20 protein-coding genes are annotated in these 17,337 nt (G+C 66.5%); 16 read left to right on the plus strand and 4 right to left on the minus strand.

What is annotated here, in order from left to right:
- Positions 1 to 1,678: Rne/Rng family ribonuclease (locus VSO01S_RS15745; RefSeq protein ID WP_153305280.1), on the minus strand; the 1,678-nt coding region annotated here is incomplete at its 3' end.
- 560 nt (positions 1,679 to 2,238) lie between these two features.
- On the opposite strand from VSO01S_RS15745, the gene VSO01S_RS15755 reads away from it, so the two are divergent.
- From VSO01S_RS15755 to VSO01S_RS15770, 4 genes are read left to right on the plus strand one after another with little or no spacing between them, the layout of a single operon-like run.
- The gene (locus VSO01S_RS15755; protein WP_373282902.1) at positions 2,239 to 3,297 is read left to right on the plus strand and encodes an RluA family pseudouridine synthase; all 1,059 of its coding nucleotides are present in this window, start codon (positions 2,239 to 2,241) and stop codon (positions 3,295 to 3,297) included.
- Positions 3,294 to 3,965, plus strand: a complete 672-nt coding sequence (locus tag VSO01S_RS15760; protein ID WP_068643764.1) for an HAD-IIIA family hydrolase — start codon at positions 3,294 to 3,296, stop codon at positions 3,963 to 3,965. Before VSO01S_RS15755 ends, VSO01S_RS15760 begins: the two co-directional genes overlap by 4 nt.
- A gap of 19 nt (positions 3,966 to 3,984) precedes the next feature.
- Positions 3,985 to 4,350 carry a Rieske (2Fe-2S) protein gene (locus tag VSO01S_RS15765; RefSeq protein ID WP_068643765.1) on the plus strand — a complete coding sequence of 122 codons (366 nt, stop codon included), beginning with the start codon at positions 3,985 to 3,987 and terminating at the stop codon, positions 4,348 to 4,350.
- Positions 4,351 to 4,360: 10 nt separating this feature from the next.
- The gene (locus VSO01S_RS15770; RefSeq protein ID WP_068643766.1) at positions 4,361 to 5,383 is read left to right on the plus strand and encodes a S49 family peptidase; all 1,023 of its coding nucleotides are present in this window, start codon (positions 4,361 to 4,363) and stop codon (positions 5,381 to 5,383) included.
- 8 nt (positions 5,384 to 5,391) lie between these two features.
- On the opposite strand, the gene VSO01S_RS15775 is transcribed toward VSO01S_RS15770, so the two are convergent.
- The 3 genes from VSO01S_RS15775 to VSO01S_RS15785 all read right to left on the minus strand — a co-directional run bounded on the left by VSO01S_RS15775 (position 5,392) and on the right by VSO01S_RS15785 (position 7,915).
- Entirely contained in the window at positions 5,392 to 6,564 is a 1,173-nt protein-coding gene (locus tag VSO01S_RS15775) for an MFS transporter (protein ID WP_068643767.1), read from the minus strand.
- A complete protein-coding gene (locus VSO01S_RS15780; RefSeq protein ID WP_245684221.1) occupies positions 6,564 to 7,265 on the minus strand; it encodes an SAM-dependent methyltransferase in 702 nt (233 codons plus the stop codon). Before VSO01S_RS15780 ends, VSO01S_RS15775 begins: the two co-directional genes overlap by 1 nt.
- 65 nt (positions 7,266 to 7,330) lie before the next feature.
- Positions 7,331 to 7,915, minus strand: a complete 585-nt coding sequence (locus VSO01S_RS15785) for a Maf family protein (RefSeq protein ID WP_068643769.1) — start codon at positions 7,913 to 7,915, stop codon at positions 7,331 to 7,333.
- A gap of 51 nt (positions 7,916 to 7,966) precedes the next feature.
- Between VSO01S_RS15785 and VSO01S_RS15790 the strand changes: the two genes are divergently transcribed.
- The 12 genes from VSO01S_RS15790 to VSO01S_RS15845 all read left to right on the plus strand — a co-directional run bounded on the left by VSO01S_RS15790 (position 7,967) and on the right by VSO01S_RS15845 (position 17,334).
- On the plus strand, positions 7,967 to 8,515 hold the full coding sequence (locus VSO01S_RS15790; RefSeq protein ID WP_068643770.1) for a YceD family protein: 549 nt from the start codon (positions 7,967 to 7,969) through the stop codon (positions 8,513 to 8,515).
- A gap of 197 nt (positions 8,516 to 8,712) precedes the next feature.
- The gene (gene rpmF / locus VSO01S_RS15795; RefSeq protein ID WP_017760020.1) at positions 8,713 to 8,895 is read left to right on the plus strand and encodes a 50S ribosomal protein L32; all 183 of its coding nucleotides are present in this window, start codon (positions 8,713 to 8,715) and stop codon (positions 8,893 to 8,895) included.
- Between the two features lie 94 nt (positions 8,896 to 8,989).
- Entirely contained in the window at positions 8,990 to 10,048 is a 1,059-nt protein-coding gene (gene plsX, locus VSO01S_RS15800; RefSeq protein WP_084241905.1) for a phosphate acyltransferase PlsX, read from the plus strand.
- A complete protein-coding gene (locus VSO01S_RS15805) occupies positions 10,048 to 11,025 on the plus strand; it encodes a beta-ketoacyl-ACP synthase III (RefSeq protein WP_068643771.1) in 978 nt (325 codons plus the stop codon). Before plsX ends, VSO01S_RS15805 begins: the two co-directional genes overlap by 1 nt.
- A 56-nt stretch (positions 11,026 to 11,081) precedes the next feature.
- Positions 11,082 to 12,032 carry an ACP S-malonyltransferase gene (fabD, locus tag VSO01S_RS15810; protein WP_068643772.1) on the plus strand — a complete coding sequence of 317 codons (951 nt, stop codon included), beginning with the start codon at positions 11,082 to 11,084 and terminating at the stop codon, positions 12,030 to 12,032.
- Between the two features lie 16 nt (positions 12,033 to 12,048).
- Complete coding sequence (gene fabG, locus VSO01S_RS15815) at positions 12,049 to 12,795, plus strand: 3-oxoacyl-ACP reductase FabG (protein ID WP_068643773.1); 747 nt, start codon at positions 12,049 to 12,051, stop codon at positions 12,793 to 12,795.
- A gap of 105 nt (positions 12,796 to 12,900) precedes the next feature.
- A complete protein-coding gene (gene acpP, locus VSO01S_RS15820) occupies positions 12,901 to 13,140 on the plus strand; it encodes an acyl carrier protein (protein WP_007830471.1) in 240 nt (79 codons plus the stop codon).
- A gap of 91 nt (positions 13,141 to 13,231) precedes the next feature.
- On the plus strand, positions 13,232 to 14,476 hold the full coding sequence (fabF, locus tag VSO01S_RS15825) for a beta-ketoacyl-ACP synthase II (RefSeq protein WP_068643774.1): 1,245 nt from the start codon (positions 13,232 to 13,234) through the stop codon (positions 14,474 to 14,476).
- Between the two features lie 13 nt (positions 14,477 to 14,489).
- Positions 14,490 to 14,939 (plus strand): hypothetical protein, encoded by a 450-nt coding sequence (locus VSO01S_RS15830; protein WP_068643775.1) that lies wholly within the window; start codon positions 14,490 to 14,492, stop codon positions 14,937 to 14,939.
- A complete protein-coding gene (rpoE, locus tag VSO01S_RS15835; RefSeq protein WP_068643776.1) occupies positions 14,936 to 15,580 on the plus strand; it encodes an RNA polymerase sigma factor RpoE in 645 nt (214 codons plus the stop codon). Before VSO01S_RS15830 ends, rpoE begins: the two co-directional genes overlap by 4 nt.
- 18 nt (positions 15,581 to 15,598) lie before the next feature.
- Positions 15,599 to 16,246 (plus strand): sigma-E factor negative regulatory protein, encoded by a 648-nt coding sequence (locus tag VSO01S_RS15840; RefSeq protein ID WP_068643777.1) that lies wholly within the window; start codon positions 15,599 to 15,601, stop codon positions 16,244 to 16,246.
- 20 nt (positions 16,247 to 16,266) lie between these two features.
- The gene (locus VSO01S_RS15845) at positions 16,267 to 17,334 is read left to right on the plus strand and encodes a MucB/RseB C-terminal domain-containing protein (protein WP_068643778.1); all 1,068 of its coding nucleotides are present in this window, start codon (positions 16,267 to 16,269) and stop codon (positions 17,332 to 17,334) included.
- Positions 17,335 to 17,337 lie beyond the last annotated feature (3 nt).

Here is a 17,337-nt window from a genome sequence, read left to right on the forward strand (position 1 = left end):
CCTGCGCCGCAGCCGGGGCGCGCGGCGCTGCCGGGGCACGGGCCGATTCTGGCTTGGGCGTGGCCACAGGGGCCGGCGCGTCGGGCAGCACGCCCTTGATCACCGGCGTCTGCTTGTTGGTGGGCTCCTGCGAACGGCGCGTGACGGCAACCGGGTCCTCGAACTCGTCGGCCATCTTGTAGCTGGCATCGATGTGGTCCAGGCGCGGGTCGTCGTGCTTGAGGCGCTCGAGCTTGTAGTTGGGCGTCTCGAGCGTCTTGTTGGGCACCATCAGCACGGTGACGCGCTGCTTGAGTTCGATCTTGGCGATCTCGGGGCGCTTTTCGTTCAGCAGGAAGGAAGCCACTTCCACCGGCACCTGCACGTGCACGGCGGCGGTGTTGTCCTTCATGGACTCTTCCTGAATGATGCGCAGGATCTGCAGCGCGCTCGACTCGGTGTCGCGGATGTGGCCGGAGCCGCCGCAGCGCGGGCAGGGGATGGAGGCGCCTTCGGACAGGGCCGGCTTCAGGCGCTGGCGGCTCATCTCCATCAGGCCGAACTTGCTGATGGAGCCGAACTGCACGCGGGCGCGGTCTTGCCGCAGCGCATCGCGCAGGCGGCTTTCGACTTCGCGCCGGTTCTTGCTCTCGTCCATGTCGATGAAGTCGATGACGATCAGGCCGCCCAGGTCGCGCAGGCGCATCTGGCGGGCCACTTCGTCGGCGGCTTCGAGGTTGGTGCGGGTGGCGGTTTCCTCGATGTCGCCGCCCTTGATGGCGCGGGCCGAGTTCACGTCCACCGACACCAGCGCTTCGGTATGGTCGATCACGATCGCGCCACCGGAGGGCAGCTGCACCGTGCGGGCGTAGGCCGATTCGATCTGGTGCTCGATCTGGAAGCGGCTGAACAGCGCCGCGTCGTCGCGGTAGCGCTTGACCTTGCCGGCATGCTCGGGCATGACGTGCGCCATGAACTGGTGCGCCTGCTCGTAGATGTCGTCGGTGTCGATCAGGATGTCGCCGATGTCGTGGTTGAAGTAGTCACGAATCGCGCGAATGACGAGGCTCGATTCCTGGTAGATCAGGAAAGCGCCCTTGCCGCCCTTGGCCGCGCCGTCGATGGCGGTCCACAGCTTGAGCAGGTAGTTCAGGTCCCACTGCAGCTCGGGGGCGCTGCGGCCGATGCCGGCGGTGCGCGCGATGATGCTCATGCCCTTGGGGTACTCGAGCTGGTCCATCGCTTCCTTCAGCTCGGCCCGGTCGTCGCCCTCGATGCGCCGGCTCACGCCGCCGCCGCGCGGGTTGTTGGGCATCAGCACGACATAGCGGCCGGCCAGCGAGATGAAGGTGGTGAGGGCCGCGCCCTTGTTGCCGCGCTCTTCCTTTTCCACCTGGACGACCAGTTCCTGGCCTTCCTTGATGGCTTCGTTGATGCGCGCCGAACTGGCCGACACGCCTTCCGCAAAGTACTGCTTGGAGATTTCCTTGAACGGCAGGAAGCCGTGGCGGTCTTCGCCGTAGTCGACGAAGCAGGCTTCCAGCGAGGGCTCGACGCGGGTGACGACGGCCTTGTAGATATTGCCCTTGCGCTGTTCGCGCCCTTCGATCTCGATTTCGTAGTCGAGGAGCTTCTGTCCGTCGACGATGGCCAGGCGGCGTTCTTCGGCCTGCGTGGCATTGATCAGCATCCGCTTCATGATGCGTTGTCCTTGTATCTATCGCTCTTACATGCCCATGACGGGCAACGATGCACGGACGACTGCTCGCGAAACGACGGGATTGCCGCTTGGCTCCGGATGCATGTGGCGAGCCGGCGCGCAAACGCGTCGGCTGCCCGAGCACTAGCTCGTCAGCCGGAGTGGGGGCGCATGGATGGGGGCGAGCCCGATGTGATGCTGGCGCGCCGTTTGCGAAGAAACGGCGGGGAACGCATGGGTTGGAACGCGCTCCAGGGCCAACCCAATGGCCGGCGCAACCGGCTTGAGCCAGTCGAGGACCATTTGAATCAGCAACATCAGCACAGGGGACTCGCTTCGATCCGCCGGCAGGTGTTCGTCTGCCGGCTGGGAATTCCGTTTTCTTTGTTTCGTTGGCGTCGGCTTGACTTGGGCGGCGCTCCTGCCACTTTGCGCTCTAGCACGGGGTTTGCAGGAAAAGCGCCGCCAAAGCGGCATCGACCTCTCAGTGCGGCAATGGGCGCTCTACTTTCGGGTGTTCTAAACTTCCCGTTTAATCAAGCACTTACATGACCGCGCTGGTGAAAAACATTATAGGTGCGAAGCACAAGCCCGCGTCAGTGCAAGCCCGACCCCCCGGCGAATCGGTCAAGCTGCTGACGGTGGACGACGGCTCCGCCGGGCAGCGCCTGGACAACTTCCTGTTCAAGCACCTCAAGGGGGTGCCCAAGACGCACGTCTACCGGATCATCCGCTCGGGCGAGGTGCGGGTGAACAAGGGCCGGGCCCAGGCCGAAACCCGCATCGAAGAGGGTGATCTCGTGCGGATTCCACCCCTGCGGACATCCGCCAGTGCGGCCGCACCCGAAGCTTCCAAACCTGCGCCGGCCCGGGTTTTCACCGTGTTGCACGAAGACGACGCCCTCATCGCCATCGACAAGCCAGCCGGCGTGGCGGTGCATGGCGGCAGCGGGGTGAGCTTCGGCGTGATCGAGCAGTTGCGCTCGGCCCGGCCGACCGCCCGCTTCCTCGAACTGGTGCATCGGCTCGACAGGGAAACCTCGGGCATCCTGCTGGTGGCCAAGAAGCGCAGCGCGCTCACCCACCTGCAGGACCAGTTCCGCGAGCGGGAAACGGGCAAGACCTACCTGGCCCTGGTGCTGGGCGACTGGCCTGCGAACAAGAAGGTGATCGATTCGCCCCTGGCGCGCTATCTGCTGCCGGCCGGCGACGGCACGGGCGGGGAGGGTGAGCGGCGTGTGCGCGTGGTGGCCAAGGACCATCCGGACGCCATGCGGGCCGTCACCCTTGTCAAGGTGCTGGACAAGTTCAGCCTGCCGGGCGAGGCCGAGCCGATGTCGCTGCTGGCCGTCACCATCAAGACGGGCCGCACCCACCAGATCCGGGTGCACCTGGCGTCCAGCGGCCACCCCATCGCAGGCGACGAAAAATACGGCGTCTACGCGCGCAATCGCGAGTTGCAGAAACTGGGCCTCAGGCGCATGTTCCTGCATGCGTGGCGGCTTCAGTTCAACCATCCGGCAGATGGCCGCCGCGTGGCGCTCCAGGCCGATCCGCCTGCCGATCTCGCGGAGGTGCTGCCGGCGTCCGCGAGACAGAGCCTTCTTCAGACTTCATGACCGAATCTTCCTTGCTGCGCCGTTTCGACCTGATCGCCTTCGACTGGGACGGCACCCTGTACGACTCCACCCGCCTCATCGTGCGCTGCATCCAGGCGGCCGTGGTCGATGTCGGCGGCGCCCGGCCAACCGACAGCGATGCGGCGTGGGTGATCGGCCTGGGCCTGGGCGAAGCGTTGGCTCGCGTGGCGCCCGATGTTCCGCGCGAGAAGTACCCTGAGCTGGGTGCCCGCTATCGCCACCACTACATGCGGCACCACGACGACCTGGTGCTGTTCGACGGTGTGCTGCCCTTGCTCGACCTGCTTCGCGGGCGCGGCCACAAGCTGGCCGTGGCGACGGGCAAGTCGCGCGCCGGCCTCGACGCCGCATTGGCGACGACCGCGCTGCAGGGGCGCTTCCACGGCTCGCGCACGGCGGATGAAACTTTTGGCAAGCCGCACCCGCGCATGCTGCTCGAACTGATGGAAGAGCAGGGCACCACGCCCGAACGCACGCTGATGATCGGCGACACGACGCATGACCTTCAGCTGGCTCGCAATGCCGGATGCGCCAGCGTGGCGGTGAGCTACGGCGCGCACCAGAGCGACACCTTCGGCGAGCTCAATCCCCTGTTCGTGGCGAACTCGGTGGCCGGCCTGCAGGCATGGCTGCTCGAAAACGGCTGAATCCAAAAGGCCGCGTGGCATGAGCGATCAGATTCCCTTGTGCAACTCGTCCGACCTGATCGAAGGCGGCCGCGCCGTGCCCTTCGACGTCGTCCACGGCGGCCAGAGCTGCCGGGCCTTTGCCATCCGCTTCGAGGGCGCCGTTCATGCGTTCCTGAATCGTTGCACCCATGTCGCGATGGAACTGGACTACCAGCCCGACCGCTTCTTCGACGACACCGGCCAATGGCTGCTGTGCGCAACGCACGGCGCCGTCTACCGGCCCGACACCGGCGAATGCTCAGGTGGCCCGTGCCGCGGTGGCCTGGTCAAGATTGCCACCAGCGAGCACGACGGCGTGGTGCACTGGCATACTGACTGGAACCTGAAGCCTCTGGTTTTCTAGACAACGCCACATGACCGAATCCACCCGAACGGAACCTGAAGGTTTCGAACCCTTCGAACCGCCTCCAAGCACTGCGCGCAGCGCCGCCGCCGCCAAGCCCCAGCCCGCAGGCTGGGAGCGCGCAACCCTCGAGAAGCTGGCCTTTGCCGCCCTCAATGAGCAGCGCGCCGCACGGCGCTGGAAGACCTTCGTGCGGCTGGCCTGGCTGGCCTTCTTCATTGCGCTGGTGTGGATCGGTTTTTCGCGCGCGACGCCGGCCACCGTGAAGTCCACCGCCCACACGGCCGTGGTCGAGATCAAGGGCGAGATCGCCCAGGGCGCCGACGCCAGTGCCGAGTTCATCACGGCGGCCATGAAGTCCGCTTTCGAGGACGAGGGCGCCAAGGGCGTGGTGCTGCTCATCAACTCGCCCGGCGGCAGTCCGGTGCAGGCCGGCATCGTGGCCGACGAGATCAAGCGCATGCGCGCCAAGTACAACAAGCCGGTGTACGCGGTGGTCGAGGAAACCTGTGCTTCGGCTGCCTACTACATCGCATCGGCCGCTGACAAGGTCTTCGTCGACAAGGCCAGCCTGGTGGGCAGCATCGGGGTGCTCATGGACGGATTCGGCTTCACCGGCGTCATGGAAAAGGTCGGCGTGGAGCGCCGCCTGCTCACCTCTGGCGAGAACAAGGGCTTTCTCGATCCGTTCAGCCCGGTGAGCGACGCCCAGCGCGCCCATGCCCAGCAGATGCTCGACCAGATCCACACGCAGTTCATCAACGTGGTGAAGGCCGGCCGAGGCGACCGCCTGAAGCTGCAGACGCCGGGCCTTTTCAGCGGCCTGTTCTGGACCGGCCAGCAGGCCGTGGAAATCGGCCTGGCGGATCAGATCGGCAGCGTCGATTTCGTGGCGCGCGACGTCATCAAGGCCGAGGAATTGATCGACTACACCCGCCGCGAGAACGTGGCCGAGCGCTTGGCCAAGCGCTTTGGCGCCGCATTTGCCGACACGGCGGTGCGCGCCATGCGCACGGCACCCGTGCTGCGCTGAAAGACCGGTCAGTCTCCTGGCCGCGCCATGCCGCCGTGCCGCGCGAACAGGGCCAGTGTGGCGGCGAAGATGACCACCAGGTACAGGGCGGCCGTCAGCGAATGCAGCTTGGCCACGAAGCCGATCACGGGCGGTCCGGCCATGAAGCCGAGATAGGCGGCGGCTGCAACGGCCGCAATGCCTTGTGACGGCGCCACGCCGGGCACCTGTGCCGCTGCCGCAAAAAGGATCGGCACGATATTGGCAAAGCCGATGCCCACGCCGGCAAAACCCGCGAGCGCGATCCAGGACGTGTCCACCAGCAGCACCAGCGCCATCGATGCACCGGCCAGCGCGGCGCTGGTGCGCAGCAGGGCCTTGGGCGTGAAGCGGGCGCGCAGCGCGTCGCCGGCAAAACGTGTGGCGGCCATGGCGGCGGAGAAGCTCGCGTAGGCCAGCGCGGCCTGGTTCTGCGGGCTGCCCAGCTCCTGCTGCATGTACAGCACGCTCCAGTCGTAGATCGCCCCTTCGGCAATCAGGCCCAGCGCAGCCAGGGCACCGAGCACCACCAGCGCGCCGCGCGGCAGCTTGAAGGCATGGTCGCCCCCGGCCGAGGCCGTGGCTTCGCGTGGCAGCATCCGGGTCGTGGCCAGGCCGATGGCGGCGGCCATGCCCGCCGCGACCAGCAGAAGATGCAGCTGTGCGCCCATGCCGATGCCAAGTGCCATCCCGCCGGTCACCGCGCCCACCATGCCGCCCAGGCTGAACATGCCGTGCATGCCGCTCATGAGCGGCCGGCTGCTCTGCAGTTCGAGCTGGGCGGCTTCGGTGTTGATCGCGACGTCGAACACGCTGGTGACCACGCCGAAAGCCGCCAGCAGGACCAGCAGCGCGACAAAGCCCGGCATCAGGATCAGGCCGGCGAGCAGCAGGGCGTAGATCACGCCGGTCAGCCCGGCCATGTGCCGTGCGCCGCGGCGGCCGATCCAGCCGCCGGCGCGGGTGAGACCCAGCAGGGCGCCGCAGCCGGCGGCCAGCATCGCGAAGCCGAGCTGCGCCTCGTCGATGCCGTAGTGCGCCTTCACCGTCGGGATGTGCACGCCCCAGGTCGCGAAGATGAAGCCGGAGCAGAAGAACTGCGTGCGCGAAGCCCAGAGGGTGGCCGTGGCAGGAGGGTGTGTTGCGGCTGCTTCGAGACTCATCAGCGTCCAATGGCGAAGACCGCCGGTGCGCGCTCGTCTGCTGCCGCCGCAGGCTTGCTGCGCCAGGCCTTCACCGTCTCGGAGCGCACGCTCGCCGACGCCAGCGTGAGGCCGCGTGCAACGGCCAGGCGCGTGTTGTGCTGCAGGGTCTGCAACAGCGCCTGGGTCAGCGCCGTGTTGCGATAGGGCGTTTCGATGAAAAGCTGGGTCTGCCCCGTGCGCAGCGCCAGCGCTTCGAGTTCGCGGATGCGCTGGGCGCGCTCGCCGGCCTCTTGCGGCAGGTAGCCCACGAAAGCGAAGTTCTGCCCATTGAGGCCGCTGGCGGCCAATGCCAGCAGCAGCGAAACCGGTCCGCTCAGCGGCACCACGCGCAGGCCCAGCTCATGCGCTGCCTTGACCACGGACGACCCCGGGTCGGCCACCGCCGGCATGCCGGCCTCGCTGAGCAGACCGACGTCGTTGCCGGCCAGCGCCGGGGCGAGCAGCGGCCTGGCATCGAACTGCCCGGCATGGTCGCCCTTCTTGTGGACTTCACGGGGCAGTTCCTGGATCTGCTGCGCCTGCAGCGCGGCGGCCAGCGGGGCCACAGCGTCGATCCGCTTGAGATAGGCACGCGCCGACTTGGCGTTCTCGCAGATCCAGTGCGTGATGCCGGCTGCCGCCTGCAGGGTGCCCAGCGGCACCGACTGCTCGACCGGCATTTGCGGCTCGCAGCCGAAATCCAGGGGGGCCGGAACCAGGTAGAGGGTGCCGCGTTGCTCGTTCGTCAAAGCAGGTCCACCCCGGCAGAGCGCAGCATCCGGCAGGTGCGGATGAGGGGCAGGCCCACCAGGGCCGTGGGGTCGTCGCTGTCGATGGCTTCCAGGATCGCGATGCCCAGGCCCTCGCTCTTGGCGCTGCCGGCGCAGTCGTAAGGCTGTTCGGCCCGCAGATAGGCCTCGATGGCCGCGTCGTCGAGTTCGCGAAAGACCACCCGAACCGGCGCAATGTCTTGTTGTTGAAAGCCGGTGGCCTGGCAGACCACGGCGACGGCGGTCTGGAAGATCAGCGTCTGCCCGCGCATACGGCGCAGCTGCTGCACGGCTCGCTCGTGCGTGCCGGGCTTGCCCAGCGGCTCGCCATTCAGGTCCGCGACCTGGTCGGAGCCGATGACCACCGCATCCGGGAAGCGCCGCGCCACCGCCTGGGCCTTGGCCAGCGCCAGCCGCTGCGCCAGCGTGCTGGGGCTCTCGCCGGGCAGCGGCGTTTCGTCGACTTCGGGCGAATGCACTTCGAAGGGGAGCCTCAGGCGATTCATCAGGTCTCGCCGGTAGCGGGAGGTGGAGGCCAGGATCACGGTCCGTTTTGTCATCCGGCCGATTGTCCCGGATGCCGCACGGCGCTGCGGATTAGACTCTTGCCGATGAAGAGAGAATTTGTGCCCGACCGGCTGAACGTTGCCGAGTTTGCCCAGGCGGGTGGCCGCTTGTCCGGCGACCAGCCGCTGGCGAGTTTCGAGCGGCTGGCGGCGGAGGCCGTCGAGTCGACCGACGGCCTGCAGGTCGAGTGGGCCGCGCAGGGCGAGGAGCGCCGCGACGCGGGCGGACGCAGCGAGCCGTGGATGCACCTGGAAGCCAGCGCCGAACTGCCTTTGACCTGCCAGCGCTGCCTGACCCCGGTTCGCACGCGCCTCGAGGCCGACCGCTGGTTCCGCTTTGTCGCCGACGAGGAAACCGCCGCTGCGCTGGACGAGGAACTGGAAGAGGATGTCCTGGTCGCCAGCCGGGATTTCGACCTCCTCGGTCTGGTTGAGGACGAATTGCTGATGGAACTGCCCATTACCCCGCGCCATGACGTCTGCCCCCAGGATGTGCCCCTTTCCGCCCAGGATCCGGATTTCGATTCGGCCGAGAAGGAGCGGGCCAACCCCTTTGCCGCCCTGGCCAAACTGCGTTCAGGCAAGCCTGAGTAACTGGGCTGGCCGACCCTATGAAGGCTGAGCTATAATCATGGGCTTCGCGCGTAACCCAAGCCAGTTGCTCGAAAATGTTCGGGCGTATAGGGAATTGGGAATGGCAAGTAGGCTGGCAGGCTTCGAATCACTTTTCGAGGCGTTATCAGCCCGGCTGCAAGAGCGTCCCACCAACCAACCGAATTTCAGGAGCCAACATGGCCGTCCAGCAAAACAAGAAGTCGCCCTCCAAGCGGGGCATGCATCGTTCGCACAACGCCCTGGGCGTTCCGGGCATCGCCGTGGAGCCGACCACCGGCGAAACGCATCTGCGTCATCACATCAGCCCCAACGGCTTCTATCGCGGCCGCAAGGTGCTGAAGACCAAGAACGAAGCCTGATTCGCGTTTTCCAGGCCCAGGCCCGAGGCTACTTCTGCTGTAGCGTCGGGCCTTTGTTTTGATGGCAACGCCTTCCGAATTCGCTTCAGCCCCCATGTCCGCGGTCACGCTGGCCGTCGATTGCATGGGTGGTGACCATGGCCCGTCGGTCACGCTGCCGGCGTGCAAGGCATTTCTGGAGCGGCACGAGCAGGCATCGCTTGTGCTCGTCGGCGCGCAGGCTGCTTTGGCCGGCTTCTCTCACCCCCGTGCGCGCATCGTGGTCGCGACCGAGGTAGTGGGCATGGATGACCCGGTCGAGATCGCGCTGCGCAAGAAAAAAGACTCCTCCATGCGCGTTGCCATCGCGCAGGTGAAGGACGGGGCGGCCCAGGCGGCGGTGTCCGCCGGCAACACGGGTGCGCTCATGGCGATCGCCCGCTATCTTCTCAAGACGCTGGACGGCATCGACCGGCCCGCAATTGCGCCGCAATTGCCCAACGTCAAGGGCGGTGCCACCACCGTGCTGGACCTCGGAGCCAACGTCGATTGCGATGCCGAAGACCTGCTGCAGTTCGCCGTGCTGGGTTCTGCGCTCGTCTCTGCACTGACCGGTAACGAGTCGCCTTCCGTCGGGTTGCTGAACATCGGCGAAGAGGCGATCAAGGGCAGCGAGACCATTAAAAAAGCATCGCAATTGCTGCGAACGGCTGCCAATTCGCAGGATCTGAATTTCTTCGGAAACGTTGAGGGCAACGATATCTTCAAGGGCACGACGGACATCGTTGTCTGTGACGGATTCGTGGGCAACGTGGCGCTCAAGGCCAGCGAAGGCGTGGCGTCCATGATCGGCGAATTCATCCGTTTCGAGTTTTCGCGAAGCATCTTCACCAAACTTGCGGCGATCGTTGCCTATCCGGTTCTAAAGTCGTTCAAGAATCGTCTCGACCACCGCCGCTACAACGGCGCGGCATTGCTGGGCCTGCGCGGCCTGGTCTTCAAGAGCCATGGGTCTGCCGACGAGATGGCTTTCGGGTATGCGCTGGATCGCGCTTATGATGCCGCTCGCAACAATCTGCTCGACCGGGTTCGGGCCCGCATCGCGCACGCCGCACCGCTTCTTGCGCGTAAAGAGTCCGCGGCGCCGGCCGAGTCGGCGGCACTTCAAGTCTGATGGCTTCATATTCAAGAATTACCGGAACGGGCAGCTACCTGCCTCCGCGCCGGGTCACCAACGACGACCTCGCGCGTGAACTGGCGCAGCGCGGCATCGAAACCTCCGACCAGTGGATCATTGAGCGGACCGGCATTCGCGCCCGCCACTTCGCGGCGCCGGAGGTCACGAGCAGCGATCTGGCCTTCGAGGCGGCGCGGCATGCGCTGGAGGCGGCTGGTCGGCAGGCCAGCGAGGTCGACCTCATCATCGTGGCCACGTCCACGCCGGACATGGTGTTTCCGTCGTCCGCCGCGATCCTGCAAAACAAGCTCGGCGTCGCCGGCTGCCCGGCCTTCGACGTCCAGGCGGTCTGCAGCGGCTTCGTGTATGCCCTGACGGTCGCCGACGCCATGATCCGTACGGGCACCGCCAACTGCGCGCTGGTCGTTGGCGCCGAGGTCTTCTCCCGCATCCTCGACTTCAACGACCGCACGACCTGCGTGCTGTTCGGCGACGGCGCCGGCGCAGTGGTGCTGGAAGCCAGCGAAACGCCTGGCATCCTGGCCAGCGACCTGCATGCCGACGGCAAGCACGTCGGCATCCTCTGCGTGCCCGGCCATGTGTCGGGCGGCCAGGTCACCGGCACGCCTTTCCTGCACATGGACGGCCAGGCGGTCTTCAAGCTGGCGGTGCGCGTATTGGAAGAAGCGGCGCGCGCCACCTTGGCCAAGGCCGGCAAGACCGACGCCGACATCGACTGGCTGATTCCGCATCAGGCCAACATCCGCATCATGGAAGGCACGGCCAAGAAGCTGAAGCTGGACCGCGAGAAGCTGATCGTGACCGTCCACGAGCACGGCAACACGTCCGCCGCGTCCATTCCGCTGGCGCTGGACGACGCCGTGCGCAGCGGCAAGGTCAAGAAGGGCGACACCGTCATGCTCGAAGGCGTGGGTGGCGGCTTCACCTGGGGCGCCGTCCTATTGGATATGTAGCGTGCGCGGCCCGCCTGTGCGGGCCGAACCGCCGCTGCAGGAGACACAAGAGAACAATGAAATCATCTGCCTTCGTATTTCCCGGCCAGGGTTCGCAATCGGTCGGCATGCTGGACGCCTGGGGCGATCACCCCGCCGTGCGCGAGACGCTGGCCGAGGCCTCCGAGGCCCTGGGCGAAGATGTCGCCAAGCTCATTCACGAAGGGCCCAAGGAGGCCCTGGCGCTCACCACCAACACCCAGCCGGTGATGCTGGTGGCTGCCATTGCCGCCTGGCGTGCCTGGCTGGCCGAGGGCGGGGCCAAGCCCGCCGTCGTGGCCGGCCATTCGCTGGGCGAGTATTCGGCGCTGGTGGCCTCCGGCGTGCTGAGCCTGGCCCAGGCCGCGCCGCTGGTTCGTTTCCGCGCCCAGGCCATGCAGCAGGCGGTGCCGGTGGGCGCCGGTGCCATGGCCGCGATTCTGGGCATGGACGCAGCCAAGGTCATCGCAGGCTGCGCCGAGGCCCAGGGCACCTTCGGTGCCGGTTCCGCCGAAGTGGTGGAGGCCGTCAATTTCAACGATCCGATGCAGACCGTCATCGCGGGCAGCAAGGCGGCCGTCGAGAAGGCTTGCGAAGTGCTCAAGGCCAACGGCGCCAAGCGTGCCCTGCCGCTGCCCGTGTCCGCGCCTTTCCATTCCAGCCTGATGAAGCCGGCGGCCGACGCGCTGCGCGCCAAGCTGGCCGACGTCGCTTTCGCCGCACCGCAGATTCCGGTGGTGAACAACATCGACGTGGCCGTCGAAACCGACGCGCAACGCATCAAGGATGCGCTCGTGCGACAGGCGGCCGGTCCTGTTCGCTGGGTGGAAACGGTTCAGGCGCTGCAGGCGCGCGGCGTTGCCGCGGTCATCGAGTGCGGCCCGGGCAAGGTGCTGGCCGGCATGGCCAAGCGAATTGCGCCCGATCTCGCCTCGGGCGCCATCTTCGATCCGGCCTCGCTGGCCGACGTGAAACAACAGCTGGCCTGATCGAGACTAGGACGACATGAGCGACTCCATTGAATTCAAGGGCCAGGTGGCCCTGGTGACCGGCGCGACGCGCGGCATCGGTGCGGCCATTGCGCTCGAACTCGCGCAGCGCGGCCTCAAGGTCGTCGGCACCGGCACGTCGCAGCAAGGGGCCGATGCCATCGGCGCCGCGCTGGCGGCGCACGGCGGCCAAGGGCGCGTGCTCGATGTGAACGACGCGGCCGCGACCGATGCGCTGATCGATGCCATCGTCAAGGAGCACGGCGGCCTGCATGTGCTGGTCAACAACGCCGGCATCACCCGTGACACCCTGGCCATGCGCCTCAAGGACGAGGACTGGGACGCGGTGCTCGACACCAACCTGAAGGCGGTCTTCCGCCTGTCGCGCGCCGTCATCCGGCCGATGATGAAGCAGCGTTACGGCCGCATCATCAGCATCACCAGCGTCGTGGGCGCCTCCGGCAACCCCGGCCAGGCCAACTACGCTGCCGCCAAGGCGGGCGTTGCCGGCATGACCCGTGCATTGGCACGTGAACTCGGCAGCCGTAACATCACGGTCAATTGCGTGGCGCCCGGTTTCATCGCCACCGACATGACGGCCTCCCTGCCCGAGGCGCAACAGCAGGCGCTGCTCTCGCAGATTCCGCTGGGCCACCTGGGCAAGCCGGCCGACATTGCGCATGCGGTGGCTTACCTCGCCTCGCCGCAGGCGGGCTACGTGACGGGGCAGGAACTGCACGTCAACGGCGGCATGTACATGTAAGACGGGCGAATCCGCCTTCAATTTTCCCAAGCGGCAGGTCGGGCAAACCATGAAGCCCGGCCAGCTAAAATCCATCAGTTACTTACAACCCTCAGAGGGAACCAAATGAGCGATATCGAAGCACGTGTCAAGAAAATCATCGCCGAGCAGCTCGGCGTGGAAGAGTCCCAGGTCACCAATGAGAAGGCTTTCGTGGCCGACCTCGGCGCGGACTCGCTGGACACGGTCGAACTGGTGATGGCGCTCGAAGACGAGTTCGGCATCGAGATCCCGGACGAAGACGCCGAAAAGATCACCACGGTGCAAAACGCCGTCGATTACGCCACCAAGAACCAAAAGGCCTGACAGGCCCAAGGAACCCTGCTCCCCGGTGCGCGGCCTTTTCGGATGACGCGCCGCGAGAGCGGTCCCATCCATCGCAGAAAGGTTTGCCGGCATGACCAAACGCCGCGTCGTCGTGACCGGGCTGGGTTGCCTGGCTCCAGTCGGAAATACCGTCACTGAAGCCTGGTCCAACCTCTTGGCCGGTCAGTCGGGCATCGACACCATCACGAGTTTCGATGCCAGTGCCTTCGCTTGCCGTTTTGCCGGCGAGGTCAAGGGCTTCGACATCAACCAGTACATCCCCGAGAAGGAAGCGCGCCACATGGACCGCTTCATCCATCTCGGTCTGGCCGCGGCCATCCAGGCGGTGCAGGACAGCGGCTTGCCCACGGGCGACGCGCTGGCGCCGGAGCAGGCCGTGCGCATCGGCTGCAACATCGGCTCGGGCATCGGCGGCCTGCCGATGATCGAGCAGACCCACACCGAGCTGGTCAATCGCGGCCCCCGCCGCGTCTCGCCGTTCTTCGTGCCGGCCTCGATCATCAACATGATCTCCGGGCACGTCTCGATCAAGTTCGGCTTCAAGGGCCCGAACATCGCCGTGGTCACGGCGTGCACCACCGGCCTGCATGCCATCGGCATGTCGGCGCGCATGATCGAGTATGGCGATGCCGACGTCATGATTGCCGGCGGATCCGAGTCCACCGTGTCGCCGCTTGGCGTCGGTGGCTTTGCCGCGGCCCGCGCGCTGAGCACCCGCAACGACGATCCCAAGACGGCTTCGCGCCCCTGGGACAAGGATCGTGACGGCTTCGTGCTGGGCGAGGGCGCCGGCGTGATGGTGCTCGAGGAGTACGAGCATGCCAAGGCCCGTGGCGCCAAGATCTATGCCGAGTTGGCCGGCTTCGGCATGTCGGGCGACGCCTATCACATGACGGCGCCGGACGTCGAAGGCCCACGCCGGTCGATGGCCAATGCGCTGGTCAATGCCGGCGTCAATGCCGACCAGGTGGGCTATATCAACGCGCACGGAACGTCCACGCCGCTGGGCGACGTGAACGAAACGAATGCCATCAAGCTGGCGTTCGGCGACCAGGCCAGGAAGCTGGTGGTGAACTCGACCAAGTCGATGACCGGCCACCTGCTGGGCGGCGCCGGCGGCATCGAGTCGGTGTTCACCGTGCTGGCCCTGCACCACCAGAAGAGCCCGCCGACCATCAACATCTTCAACCAGGATCCGGAGTGCGATCTCGACTACTGCGCCAACCAGGCGCGCGATCTGAAGATCGATGTCGCGGTCAAGAACAACTTCGGGTTCGGCGGCACCAACGGCACGCTGGTGTTCAAGCGCGCTTGATTTCCGTCCATCCATGCACAGCGCCCCATCGGTGAGCTTTCCGGTGGGGCGCTCGCGTTTGGCGCGGCGGCTCCTTTGGGGCCTCTGGGCCCTGGGTGCTGTCGCACTGGCGGCGTGGTGCATCCAGTTCAGCGGCGCGCCCTGGCGCACGGCGCTGATGGGCGTCGTGCTCGCTCTGGCGGCTCATGCAGCCTGGGTGGCGTCGCGATTAGGGGAGGGTGCGCGGCTTCACTGGGATGGGGCGCATTGGTCATGCGACGGGTCCGTTCGCCTGGCCGATGCGGGCGTCACGGTTCATCTCGATCTTCAATCGCTCGTGCTCATCCGGCTGTGTGAGCCGGGCGGCCGGGCCATGTGGCTCTGGCTCGAGCGCTCGAGCGATCCGGCTCGCTGGCTGGACCTGCGCCGCGCCCTGTACTCGGCCGCGCCGTCCGGCGCCGGGCAGGGGGTGGTCCAGCCATGACGAGCAAGATCAGCCCGCCTTCGCCGCCCGCGGCCACTTCTGCCGATGCCGACTTCCAGCTCGTGCAGCGCACGGTGGCGGGCGACGACAAGGCCTACGAACTGCTGGTGCTCAAGTACCAGCGCCGCATCGAACGCCTGATCGGGCGCATGGTGCGCGACGTGGACCTGATCGAGGACATCGCCCAGGAAACCTTCATTCGCGCCTACCGTGCGCTGCACCAGTTCCGCGGCGAGGCGCAGTTCTACACCTGGCTCTACCGCATTGCCGTCAACACCGCCAAGAAGGCGCTGGTGGACATGAAGCGGGACCCCACCGTCCCGGAGGCCGCTCTGCGCTCCGGCGATGACGACGATGAAACTTACCGGCCCGGGAACGAACCAATAAGCGACGAAAGCCCCGACACCATTCTTGCGGCCAAGGAAATTGCGGCCGCCGTGAATGCGGCCATGGACGCGCTGCCGACCGAATTGCGGCAGGCAGTCACCCTGCGGGAAATCGAAGGCTTGAGTTACGAAGAGATTGCCGAGGTCATGAATTGCCCCATCGGCACGGTACGTTCGCGCATCTTTCGGGCGCGCGAAGCCATTTCGGCCCGGGTCAAACCGCTTCTGGACAACCAGTCCGGCAAGCGTTGGTAGTGTTAGCAGGTGAATGAGATGAACGACTCCGACAAGTTGCGCGAACAGGTTTCTGCATTGGTGGATGGCCAACTGCGTGGCGATGAGTTCGCGCGCGCCGTCGAGCACGTCTGCGGCCACGAGGAACTTCGCGGCGCCTGGCACACCTACCATGTGGTGGGCGAGGTGCTGCGTTCGGGCCGGCATGTCGCCGGCCAGGACTCGGTCGCCTTCGTCAGCCGTTTTCGCGAACGCCTGGCCGCCGAGGGTCTTCGCCCGCCGGCGATGCCCGCGCCTGTCGTTCAGGTGCCCGGCAGCAACAAGGTTGAAGCGGCCAATGAACCGGTGTTCCGCTGGAAGCTCGTGGCGGGCCTGGCTTCGGTGGCGGCTGTGGCGGCCATCGGCTGGAGCGTCAGCGGCAGCGTGCCGCAAGGTGCGCCGAGTGGGCAGCTCGCGCAGCAGCAGGGGACTTCCTCCGTGCCGGTCCTGGCCTCTTCCGTCCGGCCGGCCGTTGAACCGCCGACCACCACCACACAGGTACTGGTCGGCGACAGCCGGAAGCCCCAGGTGATGCTGCGCGACCCGCGCCTGGATGCCTTGCTCGAGGCGCATCAGGAAGCGGGCGGCGCATCGCACATGCCGTCGGGCTTCCTGCGCAATGCCACCTTCGAGGGCCAGTCGCGCTGAATCTCGCCACCCAGGATGCAATGACGATTCCGAAGCGACACCACGCACGTTTCCTCTTGCCGGCCGCGGCCCTGCTGTGCGCGGCTCAATTGGCAACGGCTCAGCCCGGGGCGCCAGCCGCGCCGGCGCCGGCTGCGGTGGGCAGCGGCTCGGACGAGGCGCCTGCCCTTGGCGTGGTCGATTGGATCAAGCGCATGCACGGCGCCGCCCGCAAGCATTCCTATGTGGGGACCTTCGTGGTGTCGGTCGCCGCCGGCAATCTGTCGAGTGCGCGGATCTGGCATGCCTGCGAGGGCGACCTGCAGATCGAGCGCGTCGACCTGCTGACCGGTCCGCCGCGCACGACGTTCCGGCGCAACGAACAGGTGCTCACGTTCCTGCCGGACCAGCGCCTGATCAAGGTCGAGAAGCGCGAGAACTCCGAGCTCTTTCCCAATCTGCTGGGAGTGCCGGACTCCGCCATTGCCGACTTCTACACTGTCAAGGTTGTTGGCAAGGGGCGGGTGGCCGGCTTCGATACCGACGTCTTCCAGTTGATGCCGCGCGACACCTTGCGCTTTGGCTATCGCGTCTGGACCGAGAAGCGCTCGGGCCTGCTGACCAAGCTGCAGACCGTCGACAGCGACGGCAAGGTGGTCGAGCAGTCTGCCTTTTCCGAGTTGCAGCTGGACGCGCCGATCAAGGTCCAGGCGCTTTCGAAGATGATGGGCAACACCGCCGGCTATCGCATGGAAAAATCCCAGGCGGAGCGGACCACCCCGCAGGCTGAAGGCTGGGGCCTCAAGAATCCCGTACCCGGCTTCAAGGCCATCAGTTGCCATCGGCGCGTGCTGGGCGGCGCCGCGGGCGCCGAGAGCATGCTGCAGTGGACGTTCTCCGACGGCCTGGCCACCGTGTCGCTGTTTCTCGAACCCTTCGATGCCAAGCGCGACGCGCAGGAAGGCTTGATGAGCCTCGGGGCCACCAATACGCTCACCCGACGCCTCGCGACGCCCTCGGGCGACTGGTGGCTCACGGCGGTGGGCGAGGTGCCTACACGCACGCTGGAGGCCTTCGCACAGAACTTGACGCGTCAGCCGTCACGCTAGCGC

It is taken from the genome of Variovorax soli NBRC 106424 (genome assembly GCF_001591385.1).
Lineage (GTDB): Bacteria > Pseudomonadota > Gammaproteobacteria > Burkholderiales > Burkholderiaceae_C > Variovorax > Variovorax soli.

Bases quoted from the DNA above. Each gene is read 5' to 3' on its own strand.
- VSO01S_RS15760 (WP_068643764.1), top strand. From the start codon at position 3,294: ATGACCGAATCTTCCTTGCTGCGCCGTTTCGACCTGATCGCCTTCGAC.
- VSO01S_RS15765 (WP_068643765.1), top strand. From the start codon at position 3,985: ATGAGCGATCAGATTCCCTTGTGCAACTCGTCCGACCTGATCGAAGGC.
- VSO01S_RS15770 (WP_068643766.1), top strand. From the start codon at position 4,361: ATGACCGAATCCACCCGAACGGAACCTGAAGGTTTCGAACCCTTCGAA.
- VSO01S_RS15775 (WP_068643767.1), bottom strand. From the start codon at position 6,564: ATGAGTCTCGAAGCAGCCGCAACACACCCTCCTGCCACGGCCACCCTC.
- VSO01S_RS15780 (WP_245684221.1), bottom strand. From the start codon at position 7,265: ATGCCGGTCGAGCAGTCGGTGCCGCTGGGCACCCTGCAGGCGGCAGCC.
- VSO01S_RS15785 (WP_068643769.1), bottom strand. From the start codon at position 7,915: ATGACAAAACGGACCGTGATCCTGGCCTCCACCTCCCGCTACCGGCGA.
- VSO01S_RS15790 (WP_068643770.1), top strand. From the start codon at position 7,967: ATGAAGAGAGAATTTGTGCCCGACCGGCTGAACGTTGCCGAGTTTGCC.
- rpmF (WP_017760020.1), top strand. From the start codon at position 8,713: ATGGCCGTCCAGCAAAACAAGAAGTCGCCCTCCAAGCGGGGCATGCAT.
- plsX (WP_084241905.1), top strand. From the start codon at position 8,990: ATGTCCGCGGTCACGCTGGCCGTCGATTGCATGGGTGGTGACCATGGC.
- VSO01S_RS15805 (WP_068643771.1), top strand. From the start codon at position 10,048: ATGGCTTCATATTCAAGAATTACCGGAACGGGCAGCTACCTGCCTCCG.
- fabD (WP_068643772.1), top strand. From the start codon at position 11,082: ATGAAATCATCTGCCTTCGTATTTCCCGGCCAGGGTTCGCAATCGGTC.
- fabG (WP_068643773.1), top strand. From the start codon at position 12,049: ATGAGCGACTCCATTGAATTCAAGGGCCAGGTGGCCCTGGTGACCGGC.
- acpP (WP_007830471.1), top strand. From the start codon at position 12,901: ATGAGCGATATCGAAGCACGTGTCAAGAAAATCATCGCCGAGCAGCTC.
- fabF (WP_068643774.1), top strand. From the start codon at position 13,232: ATGACCAAACGCCGCGTCGTCGTGACCGGGCTGGGTTGCCTGGCTCCA.
- VSO01S_RS15830 (WP_068643775.1), top strand. From the start codon at position 14,490: ATGCACAGCGCCCCATCGGTGAGCTTTCCGGTGGGGCGCTCGCGTTTG.
- rpoE (WP_068643776.1), top strand. From the start codon at position 14,936: ATGACGAGCAAGATCAGCCCGCCTTCGCCGCCCGCGGCCACTTCTGCC.
- VSO01S_RS15840 (WP_068643777.1), top strand. From the start codon at position 15,599: ATGAACGACTCCGACAAGTTGCGCGAACAGGTTTCTGCATTGGTGGAT.
- VSO01S_RS15845 (WP_068643778.1), top strand. From the start codon at position 16,267: ATGACGATTCCGAAGCGACACCACGCACGTTTCCTCTTGCCGGCCGCG.